Origin of the sequence: Amycolatopsis thermalba, assembly GCF_003385215.1 — a bacterium.
GTDB lineage: Bacteria > Actinomycetota > Actinomycetes > Mycobacteriales > Pseudonocardiaceae > Amycolatopsis_E > Amycolatopsis_E thermalba.
Window position 1 is genome coordinate 47,277 of sequence record NZ_PQHW01000037.1, and the last position, 11,541, is coordinate 58,817.

Sequence of the window (11,541 nt, forward strand, 5' to 3'; positions counted from 1 at the left end):
CGATCACCCGGCGTGTCGCCGCCCGAACGGCGCACCGCGACAGGGCCAAAAGCGCCTAGCATTGAGAGATGCAGCGGCGGATTTTTGGCATCGAGACCGAGTTCGGCGTCACCTGCACGTTCCACGGGCAGCGCCGGCTCTCGCCCGATGAGGTGGCGCGCTACCTGTTCCGGCGGGTCGTGTCGTGGGGGCGCTCGTCCAACGTCTTCCTGTCCAACGGCTCCCGGCTCTACCTGGACGTCGGCTCGCACCCCGAGTACGCCACGGCCGAGTGCGACGACCTGGTGCAGCTCGTCACGCACGACAAGGCCGGCGAGCGGATCCTCGAGGACCTGCTGGTCGACGCCGAGCGGCGGCTGGCCGACGAGGGCATCGGCGGGGACATCTTCCTGTTCAAGAACAACACCGACTCGGCGGGCAACTCCTACGGCTGTCACGAGAACTACCTGGTGACGCGCGCGGGCGAGTTTTCCCGGATCGCCGACGTGCTGCTGCCGTTCCTGGTGACCCGTCAGCTGATCTGCGGCGCCGGCAAGGTGCTGCAGACGCCGCGGGGCGCGGTGTACTGCCTGTCGCAGCGGGCCGAGCACATCTGGGAGGGCGTCTCCAGCGCCACGACCCGGTCGCGGCCGATCATCAACACCCGCGACGAGCCGCACGCCGACGCCGAGCGGTACCGGCGGCTGCACGTCATCGTGGGCGACTCGAACATGGCCGAGCCGACGACGCTGCTGAAGATCGGCACGGCGAACCTGGTGCTGGAGATGATCGAGCAGGGTGTGCAGTTCCGGGACTTCACGCTGGACAACCCGATCCGGGCGATCCGCGAGATCAGCCACGACCTGACCGGGCGGCGCCCGGTGCGGCTGGCCGGCGGGCGGGAGGCCTCGGCGCTGGACATCCAGCGCGAGTACTACGGGCGCGCGGTGCAGCACGTGCAGGCCAACGACTCGGGCCCGACCGCGCAGCGGGTGGTGGAGCTGTGGGGCCGCGCGCTGGACGCGGTGGAGCAGCAGGACTTCGGCAAGATCGACACCGAGATCGACTGGGCGATCAAGCACCGGCTGGTGGAGCGGTACCGGGCCAAGCACAACCTGGACCTGTCCAGCCCGCGGGTGGCGCAGCTGGACCTGGCCTACCACGACATCCGGCGCGGGCGGGGCTTGTTCGACCTGCTGCAGCGCAAGGGCCTGGTGCGGCGGATCACCGACGACGGGGAGATCGAGCTGGCCAAGGACACGCCGCCGCAGACCACGCGGGCGAAGCTGCGGGGCGATTTCATCGCCGCCGCGCAGGCCGCCGGGCGGGACTTCACGGTCGACTGGGTGCACCTCAAGCTCAACGACCAGGCGCAGCGGACCGTGTTGTGCAAGGACCCGTTCCGCGCGGTGGACGAGCGCGTCGACCGGCTGATCAGCTCGCTGTGAACGCGTTCGCGGAGCAGTGGCGGGCCTGGCACGCCGAGCGGGAGCGGGTGCTGGCGGAGCCGCACGGGTGGCTGAGCATCACGGCGCGGCACTGGCTGACGCCGGAGCCGCGGCGGTTCGACGGCATCCCCGGCGCGTGGCGTGTCGACGGCGAGGCCGCGGTCGTGGTGGTGGAGCCGGACGAGGAGTTCGGCGTGTCCGGCACGGCGCGGTTCGAGCTGGTCAACAGCGGGCCGGGCGAGATGGTGAAGGCCGGTGACCGGGTCGTGGAGGTGGCGCGGCGCAGCGGGTACCTGCTGCGGTTGCGGGACCCGGCGGCGCCGGTGCGGGCCGCGTTCCGCGGCGTGCCGGCCTACGAACCGGACCCGGCGTGGGTGCTGCCCGGCCGGTTCGAGCCGTTCGACGAACCGCGGGCGGTGACGGTCGGGGCGGTCGTGGAAGGACTGTCGCATGTGTACTCGTCGCCGGGTGTGCTGCGCTTCGCGTACCGGGGCGAGGAGTTCGCGCTGACCGCGTTCAACGGCAAGGGCGGCGCGGCGTTCTCGGTGCTGTTCACGGACGCGACCTCGGGCGTGACGACGTACGCGGCGAACCGCAGCCTGTCGGTCGGCGCGCCGGACGCCGAGGGCCGGGTGGAGCTGGACTTCAACCGGGCGGTGAACCTGCCGTGCGCGTTCATCGACCTCGCGACGTGCCCGCTGCCCCCACGGGAGAACCGGTTGCCGTTCCCGGTGGAGGCGGGCGAGCAGATCCCGTGGGAGCGCCGTTGACGCACCGCGGCGGGTGGTCCCGCGGTCTCGTTGACGCCGACGTGCTCGTGCAGGCGGCGTAGCGGCCGCAGGCCGGCGGGCGGCAGCAGGCCGCGTACCAGGGTCGCGCGGGCCGAGACCGTGGACAGTCCGAACGCGATGCAGCACAGCAGCGTGCTGGTGCCCAGCGGCAGCGGGGTGAAGCCGAGGAAGAACCGGAGGTCGTCCTCGCCGCCGAAGTTGCTGCCCGGCGAGGGGCGTGGGCGCGGCTGGAGTCCGAGCCGAGCGAACACGGGATCCCCTCGGCAGTGCACTTGCCACCTGATGTGTACGGGTGTCAACATCGAGCCGTGAGCTCCTCGGCGCCCGTGCGAAGCGGCTACCACCACGGCGATCTGCGCAACGCCCTGATCCGCTCCGCCGCGGAACTCGCCCAGGCCGGTGGCCCTTCGTCGGTGACGATCCGGGCCGCCGCGCGCGCGGTCGGGGTCACGCCGACCGCCGCCTACCGGCACTTCGCCGGGCACGAGGAGCTGCTGGAGGCGGTCAAGACGCGGGCGATGGCGCTGCTGACCGCGTCGGTGAACGAGGCGCTGGACCGCCTGGACCCGGTCGGCGACCCGGCCGAACGGGGCCTGAGCCGGCTGGCCGCGATCGGGCGGGGGTACTTCGCGTTCGCCCTCGCCGAACCCGGGCTGTTCCGCACCGCGTTCGCCGGCGGTCTCCCGCCGATGCCGGCCGTCGCGGAGTCCGGCCCGTTCGGCAAGCTGATCGAGGCGATCGACGACCTGGCCGCGTGCGGGTACCTGCCACCGCAGCGCCGCCCGATGGCCGAGTTCGCGGCGTGGGCGTCGGTGCACGGCCTGGCGATGCTGCACCTGGACGGCCCGCTGTCCGCCGCCCCGCGGGAGGCCCGGGAGCTGGCGCTGGAGCGCACGATCGAGATCATCGCGGAGGGCCTGGGCGGGGCCGCGCTGACGGAGCGGATGCGCGAGGTGCTGCGCCGCGTCGCCCGGGGCTGAACTCTGTCACCGGCTTCGGAATTTGTTCGCGCGATGCCAGCGGAAGTACGCCTGGTGCAAACGAAGCAGGGCTTACCGCGGAGACGGTCGATCAAGGCGGCGAGGTGCCGACGTCGTTGACGCTGAGGTAGCCGAGTTCGTACCAGTCGTCGCCCCCCGCGACGCTCCGTTGCTTGATGTGCGCTGCGATCAACAGGTCGACGGGCATCTCCTCGCCGCACAGCGCGCAGGCGTTGCCACCGTCAAGTCCGAGGATGACGTTGGTGCGGCCGCTGATCGTTTCGAGCTCGACGCCGATGAGGTTCCGCAGGAGGACTTCAGCACCGTCGGCGACCTCCGCCGGCACCGTCGATGTCCCGGTGAGCACCTCCTCCGGCAGCTGGGAGTGGAAGAGCTGAGCGAACCGGCTGAACCAGTCGACGGTGACGGGGTAGAGGTACCCCTGGTGCACCTTGCCCGCAGTGGTGAACATCCGTTGGGCCTTCTCAGCTCGCATCTCGATCGGGATGTCGGTGAGCGGTATGGGGGATGCGAGTTCGGCCATGTCCACCGGCAGTTTCCAGCCGTGCTGCTCCCACGTGTCGTTGGGCAGGACCTCCGGTCGTAGAGCATCGCCGGCGGAAGACGTGGCTCGGCTGACCGCGCGAACAGCGCCCTTGGCGTAGTGGAGCACCACGTCACCGCGCCTGAGAGCGCTGATTCACCCACCAGCAGGCACTCAAGTAGTGAATCAGGTAGCGATCACGGATCGGCTTCGCGACCGGGGGCCGCAACGAGCTCATTGAGCGGCCTACGCGGCTGAAAATCGCGTCTCGCGGGGGTGTGGGTGGGTATCTCGTGGACTTCCCGGGCGCGCCGGGGTGGACCTCGGCGACTCGATCACCAGTGCGAGCTACTGTGGTCGGGTGTCCACCGCCCGCGCCGAGCGCCTGGTCAATCTGGTGCTCGCTCTGCTGTCGACCCGGCAGTACCTCACCGCTGACCGGATTCGCGGGATCGTGCCCGGATACGCCGACGCCGCGAGCGACGAGGCCTTCTCCCGCATGTTCGAACGGGACAAGACCGAGCTGCGTGAACTGGGGATCCCGCTGGAGACCGGCCGCAACTCGGCCTTCGACCCGGCCGAGGGCTACCGCATCGCCCGGCGGGACTACGAGCTGGGCGAGATCGAGCTGGCCCCGGACGAGGCCGCCGCCGTCGGGCTCGCCGTCCGGCTCTGGGACTCGCCCGAGATGACCGGCCAGGCCCAGGGCGCCCTGGTCAAACTGCGCGCCGCCGGGGTCGACCTCGACCACACCGAGCCGCCGGTCGTGGAGTCCCGCGTCCGCGCCGAACCGGCCTTCACCCCGCTGGTCGCCGCCGTGCAGGCCCGCCAGGCCGTCCAGTTCTCCTACCGCCGCTCCGGCTCGGCGGAACGGCTCACCCGCACCCTGGAACCGTGGGGCGTGGTGTCCTGGCGCGCCCGCTGGTACGTCGTGGGCCACGACCGCGACCGCGGCGCCCCACGTTGCTTCCGGCTCTCCCGCATCGTCGGCGACGTGCGCACCGCCGGGCGCCCGGGCGAGGTGCAGCGGCCGGACAACGTCAACCTGCTGGAGCTGATCGCCGGCACCACCGACCCCGACCCCGCGCCCGTCACCACCGCCAAGCTGTGGATCGCCGACCAGCACGACGCCGGGGTGCGCCGCCGCGCCCGCCTCACCGGGCGGCTCACCGTCGGCGGCATCGAGGGCGACCTCGCCGAGATCGACCTGTCCTTCCCGGAAAGCGCCGCCGACTGGATCGCCGGGCACGGCCCCGACGTGCTGGTCCTCGAGCCGGACGTGCTGGCCAAGGCGGTCCGCGGCCGCCTGGAGTCGGTGCTGCACCCCGAACTGCACCACGACCTGCACCACGAGGTGCGGCGATGAGCGGATCGACCAACCGGATGCCCCGGCTGCTGGCGCTCGTGCCCTACCTGCTCGCGCGCCCCGGCATCCGCATCGAGGACGCCGCCCGCGACTTCGGCGTCACCGCGAAGCAGCTGCGCCGCGACCTGGAACTGCTGTGGATGTGCGGGCTGCCCGGGTACGGGCCGGGTGACCTGATCGACCTGTCCTTCGAGGGCGACACGGTCACGGTCACCTTCGACGCCGGCATGAACCGGCCGCTGCGCCTGACCGGCGGGGAAGCCACCGCGCTGCTGGTCGCGCTGCGCGCGGTCGCCGAGACCCCCGGCGTGGTCGACACCGACGCGGTGCACCGCGCCATCGCCAAGATCGAGGCCGCCGCCGGGCAGGCCCAGCCCTCCGGCGTCGTGGTCGGGCTGGCCGTGCGGGAGGGCGAGAAGACCGCCGCCACCCGCCGCGTGGTGCAGAACGCGCTGCGCGCCGGGCGGGCGCTGCGCATCCGCTACTACACCGCCTCCCGCGACCAGATCACCGAGCGCACGGTCGACCCGATGCGGCTGCTGATCGTGCAGGCCGTCGGCTACCTGGAGGCCTGGTGCCGCCGCGCCGAGGGCGTGCGGCTGTTCCGCCTGGACCGCATCGACGAGGTCGAGGTCCTCGACGAGCGCGCCGCCCCGCCCCCGACAGCGCGGCCCACCGACATCTCCGACGGCGTGTTCCGGGCCCGGCCCGGCCAGCCCGAGGCGCGGCTGGTGCTGGAACCGGACGCGCGCTGGGTCGCCGAGTACTACCCGTGCGAGGAGCTGGCCGAGCTCGACGGCGGCAGGCTGCGGGTGCGGATGCGCTACGGCGACGAGTCCTGGATGGTGCGGCTGGTGCTCGGCCTCGGCGGCGACGCGCGCGTGGAAAGCCCGCCCGAGCTGGCCGAGGCTGTCCGTAGCCGGGCCGCCGCCGCACTGGAAAGGGCACGTCACCTCCCGGCCACCTTGGGCCAGTAGGGTGACGCCGTGTCGTACCTGCCGAGCATTCTGCTCGCCGCCGTGGGCCTCCTGGCGCTGATTGTTGTCCTGATCCGGACATTCGGGGTCTTGCGCCGGTTCCGGAAGGCATCGAGCATGGTTACGGCGAGTGTCACCGATCGCACCGGTCTGTTGAAGGCCCGGTCGGCCGGTCTGCGCGTCGCGCTCGAACAACGGCGGCGTCCCGCCCCTGAGCAAGTAGAGTTGGTCACAAGCAAGGAAGGAGGCCACTGATGTTCAACGCGATGCAGCCGTGGCACTTGATCGTCTTGGTGCTCGTCGTGATCCTGCTGTTCGGCGCGAAGCGCCTGCCGGACGCCGCGCGGTCCATCGGCAAGTCCATGAAGATCTTCAAGGCCGAGACCAAGGACCTCCGTGAGGACGGCAAGGCCGAGGAGCCCGAGAAGAAGCAGATCACGGCCTCCGACACCACTGCCACCACTGCCACCACCGCCTCCGCGGCCTCCCCGGCCGACGACCAGGTCGCGCAGCTGCAGAAGCAGCTCGACGAGCTGAAGCGGCAGCAGGCGGCGGAGAAGGCCGACCAGGCTCACAAGCACGCCAGCTGAGGCGAGGACGGAGCCTGTCGTGGCGGACTCCGCCCCCAAGAGCCGGAGGGACCGGCGGCGCAAGCGCAGCCGCCGGCTCAACCCCGACGGCACGATGACGCTCATCGAGCACATCTACGAGTTCCGGCGCCGCCTGGGCTGGGCCCTGCTCGCCGTGCTCGCCGGCGGGATCTTCGGCTTCATCTGGTTCAACACCAGGATGGGTCCGGTCCCGTCGCTCGGGTCGATCATCAACGACCCGTACTGCGCCATCCCGGCCGACCGGCGGCTCGGCAGCACCGAAGGCTGCTACCTGCTGCAGACGGTGCCGTTCGAGGCGTTCATGATCCAGCTGAAGGTCGGTCTCGCCGGGGGCGCGGTGCTGACCTCACCGCTGTGGCTGTACCAGCTGTGGGCGTTCATCGCCCCCGGCCTGTACACCAAGGAGCGCAAGTACGCGCTCACCTTCGTCGGCTTCGCGAGCGTGCTGTTCGCCGGTGGCGCCGTCCTGGCCTACCTGCTCATCCCGCACGCCCTGCAGCTGCTGATGGGCTTCGGCAACGACTTCTTCATCACCGGCCTCACCGGCGACAAGTACATCTCGTTCGTGCTGTCGCTGCTGATCATCTTCGGGGTCAGCTTCGAACTGCCGCTGCTGCTGGTGATGCTGAACTTCGTGGGCGTGCTCAAATACGCCCAGCTCAAGAGGTGGCGCCGCGGGATCATCATGGCGGTGTTCGTCTTCGCCGCGTTCGCCACGCCCGGATCGGACCCGTTCTCGATGATCGCCCTGGCCGGCGCGCTGACCGTGCTCGCCGAGCTGGCCATCCAGATCGCGCGCGTGCACGACAAGCGCAAGTACCGGGGCAGCGAGAGCGAGGAGTGGGCGGGCCTGGACGACAACGAGGCCGCGCCGTTCGACTACACCCCGAGCAGCATCGACGACACCCCGGCCAAGCCGAAGACCGAGGACGTGACCTAGCCGGTCCGCCCCACCATGGGTATCCGCGCGGCCCTGGCCGTCCACCCCGACACCGGCCGCGGTGCGGCGGCCAGGATCGCCGGCACCGTGGCCGCCCGGCTGCGTGCCGGGGTGGACCGCCTGGACCTGCTCGGCACCACGGCCCCGGGGGATCTGCCGGACGGGCTCGACGCGCTGGTCGTCCTCGGCGGCGACGGGGCCGTGCACCACGCCGTCCAGTACTGCGCCGCCACCGGCACCCCGCTCGGGCTCGTCCCGACCGGCTGCGGCAACGACCTCGCCCGCGGGCTCGGCGTCCCCCTCGACCCGCTGGCCGCGACCGACGCCGTCGTGACCGCGCTGCGGCAGCGGCGCCACCGCGCCGTCGACCTCGGCCACGCCGGCGGCACCTGGTTCGCCACCGTCCTGTGCACCGGGTTCGACGCCGCCGTCAACGCCCGCGCCACCCGCCTGCGGTGGCCGTCCGGCCCGCACCGCTACGACGTCGCCGTCCTGGCCGAACTCGCCGCGTTCCGGGCCCGCCCGGTCACCCTCACCACCGACACCGGGCGCCTCGACCTCGACGCCACCCTCGTCGCCATCGGCAACACCCCGTTCTACGGCGCAGGCATGCGGATCTGCCCGCACGCCGACCCCGCCGACGGGCTCTTCGACATCACCGTCGTCGGCCGCGCCACCCGCGCCGACCTGCTGCGGATCCTACCCGGCCTGCGCCACGGACGGCACCTGCGCCACCCGGCCGTGCGCACCCTGCGCGCCCGCGAGGTGCGCATCGAGACCACCGGCTGGCCCCTCTGCGCCGACGGCGAGATGCTGCCCGGCGGCGCGGTCACCGCCCGTTGCCACCGCGGCGCGCTCACCATCCTGGGGTGACACCCACCGCATGCGTCCCGGACACCGCATGTGACACCCTGACAAGGTGGCCCCTCGCCCTTCCGTGTCGCCGGCCGAGGCCTACCAGGCTTCCAAGCGCCGCGCCCAGTACCCCCAGCTGACCCGCTTCGCCGACGAGGCGGAGTTCGGCTTCGACGACTTCCAGATCCGCGGCTGCCGCGCGCTGGAGGACGGCCACGGCGTGCTCGTGTGCGCGCCGACCGGCGCGGGCAAGACCGTGGTCGGCGAGTTCGCCGTGCACCTCGCGCTCGCCGAGGGCCGCAAGTGCTTCTACACCACGCCCATCAAGGCGCTGTCCAACCAGAAGTACGGCGACCTCGTGCAGCGCTACGGCGCCGGCACCGTCGGCCTGCTCACCGGGGACACCGCGATCAACGGCAACGCCCAGATCGTCGTGATGACCACCGAGGTCCTGCGCAACATGCTCTACGCGGGCTCCTCCGCCATCGACGACCTCGGCTACGTCGTGATGGACGAGATCCACTACCTCGCCGACCGGTTCCGCGGCGCGGTGTGGGAAGAGGTCATCCTGCACCTGCCCGAGTACGTGCGGGTCGTGGGCCTGTCCGCCACCGTCAGCAACGCCGAGGAGTTCGGCGAATGGCTGGTCACCGTGCGCGGCGACACCACCGTCGTCGTCGACGAGCACCGGCCCGTGCCGCTGTGGCAGCACATGATGGTCGGCAACCGGCTGCTCGACCTGTTCGCCGACGACGGCTCCGACGGCGAACTGCGCATGAACCCGGGCCTGCTGCGGCGCGTCGAAGAGGTCGGCCGCATGCACGCCCCCGCGGCGCTGCGGCCGGGCCGGGGCGGGCGCACCTACTCGCGCGGCCCCCGGTTCCGGCCGCCGTCCCGCGTGGACATGATCACCCGGCTGGACGCCGCCGGACTGCTCCCGGCCATCGTGTTCATCTTCTCCCGCGCCGGCTGTGACGCCGCCGTGAGCCAGGTGACCCGCTCCGGGCTGCGGCTCAACACCCCCGAGGAAGCCGCCGAGGTGCGCCGCATCGTCGACACCCGCACCAAGGACCTGCCCGAAGGCGACCTGGGCGTGCTCGGCTACTGGGAATGGCGCGAGGCGCTGGAGAACGGCGTCGCCGGGCACCACGCCGGCCTGCTGCCCGCGTTCAAGGAAACCGTCGAGGAACTGTTCGTGCGCGGCCTGGTCAAGGTCGTGTTCGCCACCGAAACCCTCGCGCTGGGCATCAACATGCCCGCCCGCACCGTGGTGCTCGAACGGCTGGTCAAGTACAACGGCGAGGCCCACGTCGACCTCACCCCGGGCGAGTACACCCAGCTCACCGGCCGTGCCGGGCGCCGCGGCATCGACGTCGAGGGCCACGCCGTGGTGGTGTGGCAGCCCGGAGTCGACCCCAAGGCCGTCGCCGGGCTGGCTTCGACCCGCACCTACCCGCTGCGCTCGTCGTTCCGGCCCGGCTACAACATGGCGATCAACCTGGTCGCCCAGCTCGGCCACGAACAGGCCCGCGAGCTGCTGGAACAGTCCTTCGCTCAGTTCCAGGCCGACCGCTCGGTGGTCGGGCTGTCCCGCCGGATCGAGAAGAACCGCGAGGCGCTCAAGGGCTACGCCGAGGCCGTCAGCGGCGACTTCGACGCGATGCTCGACTACGTGCAGCTGCGCAAGAAGATCTCCGACCGGGAGAAGGCGCTGGCCCGGCAGAACACCGCCGCCCGCCGCGCCGACACCGCGGTGTCCCTGGAGAAGCTGCGCAAGGGCGACGTGATCGCCGTCCCCGCCGGGCGGCGTGCCGGGCTGGCCGTGGTGATCGACCCCGGTCTGGACCCCGTGCGTGAGCCGCGCCCGGTGGTGGTGACCGAGGACCGGTGGTCCGGACCGCTGTCGCTGTCGGACTTCTCCGCGCCCGTGGAGCCGCTGGGCCGGATCAAGCTGCCCAAGCACGTCGAACTGCGCGCGCCCAAGACCCGCCGCGACATCGCCTCGCACCTGCGCGACTCCGGGATTTCCCTGCCCGGCCGCCAGAAACGGCGGTCGGGGGCCAATGAGGACGGTGAGCTGGCCGCGCTGCGCCGCGCCCTGCGCGCCCACCCCTGCCACGGGCTCGCCGAACGCGAGGCCAACATCCGCTGGGTCGAGCGCTACCACCGGCTCGCCGGGGAAACCGAGCAGCTGGAACGGCGCGTCGCCGCCACCACCCACTCGCTCGCGCGGGCGTTCGACCGCATCCGGGCGCTGCTGGCCGAACGCGGCTACCTCGCCGAGGACGAAGACCGCGTCACCGAGCACGGCGCCCGCCTGGCCCGCCTCTACAGCGAGTCCGACCTGCTCGCCGCCGAATGCATCCGCCACGGCGTGTGGGAGGGCCTGACCCCGCCCGAGCTGGCCGCGGTCGTGTCCACCCTGGTGTTCGAAGCCCGCCGTGACTCGCCCGGCGAGCCGCGGCTGCCCGCCGGCGGTGTGCCCAAGGCGTGGCAGGAGACCGCCAAGATCTGGACCGACCTCGCCGAGGACGAGCGGCGCCATCGCCTGGACCGCACTCGTGAACCCGACGCCGGGTTCGCCTGGCCGGTGTACCGGTGGGCGCGCGGCGAGTCACTCGAAAAGGTGCTCACCGCCGCCGACGCCAACGGGCAGGAACTGTCCGCCGGGGACTTCGTGCGCTGGTCCCGCCAGGTCGTCGACCTGCTCGACCAGATCAAGACGGTGCTCGGGCGGGCCGACCCGGTCGGTGACGCGGCCGCCCAGGCGGTCAAGGCGCTGCGGCGCGGGGTCGTGGCGGCGGGCGCCGAATAGCGCGCCCCACCCAGCGTTGTGGTTGGATCGCGCTGAGCGAGGGACGATCAGCGGAGGCACGCAGCATGAGCACGCCCCACGGCGGCACCGGGCCCCAGCAGTGGAGCCAGCAGCCCGGCTACGGACAGCAGCAACCCCAGTACGGGCAGGCGCCGGGGTATCCCCAGCCCCAGCCCCAGCAGCCTCAGTACGGGCAGCCTCAGTACGGGCAGCAGTACCCGCCGCCGCAGTACGG

General features: G+C 72.0%; 11 protein-coding genes. 10 read left to right on the forward strand and 1 reads right to left on the reverse strand.

Translation table 11 applies throughout. The features are described from left to right. Positions 1-68: 68 nt before the first annotated feature. From pafA to D0D15_RS16950, 3 genes are all read left to right on the forward strand, one after another. Positions 69-1,427, forward strand: coding sequence for a Pup--protein ligase (pafA, locus tag D0D15_RS16940; protein ID WP_094002928.1), 1,359 nt, complete (start codon positions 69-71; stop codon positions 1,425-1,427). Then, entirely contained in the window at positions 1,424-2,197 is a 774-nt protein-coding gene (locus D0D15_RS16945) for a DUF1684 domain-containing protein (protein WP_094002929.1), read from the forward strand. The genes pafA and D0D15_RS16945 overlap by 4 nt, the downstream gene beginning before the upstream one ends. Before the next feature lie 329 nt (positions 2,198-2,526). Continuing rightward, positions 2,527-3,198, forward strand: a complete 672-nt coding sequence (locus D0D15_RS16950) for a TetR/AcrR family transcriptional regulator (protein ID WP_094002930.1) — start codon at positions 2,527-2,529, stop codon at positions 3,196-3,198. Between the two features lie 91 nt (positions 3,199-3,289). Here D0D15_RS16950 and D0D15_RS16955 read toward each other — a convergent pair whose 3' ends face one another. After that, positions 3,290-3,871 (reverse strand): hypothetical protein, encoded by a 582-nt coding sequence (locus D0D15_RS16955; RefSeq protein WP_143266125.1) that lies wholly within the window; start codon positions 3,869-3,871, stop codon positions 3,290-3,292. Between the two features lie 232 nt (positions 3,872-4,103). Between D0D15_RS16955 and D0D15_RS16960 the strand changes: the two genes are divergently transcribed. Genes D0D15_RS16960 through D0D15_RS16990 form a run of 7 tightly spaced genes read left to right on the forward strand, consistent with a single transcriptional unit; the run spans position 4,104 to position 11,306 of the window. Continuing rightward, positions 4,104-5,108, forward strand: coding sequence for a helix-turn-helix transcriptional regulator (locus D0D15_RS16960; RefSeq protein WP_115944561.1), 1,005 nt, complete (start codon positions 4,104-4,106; stop codon positions 5,106-5,108). Beyond that, a complete protein-coding gene (locus D0D15_RS16965) occupies positions 5,105-6,085 on the forward strand; it encodes a helix-turn-helix transcriptional regulator (protein WP_094002932.1) in 981 nt (326 codons plus the stop codon). Before D0D15_RS16960 ends, D0D15_RS16965 begins: the two co-directional genes overlap by 4 nt. A 9-nt stretch (positions 6,086-6,094) precedes the next feature. Next, positions 6,095-6,340, forward strand: coding sequence for a bacteriophage holin (locus D0D15_RS16970; RefSeq protein ID WP_094002933.1), 246 nt, complete (start codon positions 6,095-6,097; stop codon positions 6,338-6,340). Then, positions 6,340-6,675 carry a Sec-independent protein translocase subunit TatA gene (gene tatA, locus D0D15_RS16975; RefSeq protein WP_094002934.1) on the forward strand — a complete coding sequence of 112 codons (336 nt, stop codon included), beginning with the start codon at positions 6,340-6,342 and terminating at the stop codon, positions 6,673-6,675. The genes D0D15_RS16970 and tatA overlap by 1 nt, the downstream gene beginning before the upstream one ends. Positions 6,676-6,694: 19 nt before the next feature. Continuing rightward, complete coding sequence (tatC, locus tag D0D15_RS16980; RefSeq protein WP_094002935.1) at positions 6,695-7,636, forward strand: twin-arginine translocase subunit TatC; 942 nt, start codon at positions 6,695-6,697, stop codon at positions 7,634-7,636. Positions 7,637-7,651: 15 nt separating this feature from the next. Then, on the forward strand, positions 7,652-8,509 hold the full coding sequence (locus tag D0D15_RS16985) for a diacylglycerol/lipid kinase family protein (RefSeq protein ID WP_115944559.1): 858 nt from the start codon (positions 7,652-7,654) through the stop codon (positions 8,507-8,509). A 46-nt stretch (positions 8,510-8,555) separates the two neighbouring features. Beyond that, positions 8,556-11,306: a DEAD/DEAH box helicase gene (locus D0D15_RS16990; protein WP_115944560.1), complete on the forward strand. Its 2,751-nt coding sequence runs from the start codon at positions 8,556-8,558 to the stop codon at positions 11,304-11,306. Positions 11,307-11,541 lie beyond the last annotated feature (235 nt).

Coding starts and splice junctions, on each gene's coding strand:
- pafA (WP_094002928.1), top strand. CDS start 69: ATGCAGCGGCGGATTTTTGGCATCGAGACCGAGTTCGGCGTCACCTGC.
- D0D15_RS16965 (WP_094002932.1), top strand. CDS start 5,105: ATGAGCGGATCGACCAACCGGATGCCCCGGCTGCTGGCGCTCGTGCCC.
- tatA (WP_094002934.1), top strand. CDS start 6,340: ATGTTCAACGCGATGCAGCCGTGGCACTTGATCGTCTTGGTGCTCGTC.
- D0D15_RS16985 (WP_115944559.1), top strand. CDS start 7,652: ATGGGTATCCGCGCGGCCCTGGCCGTCCACCCCGACACCGGCCGCGGT.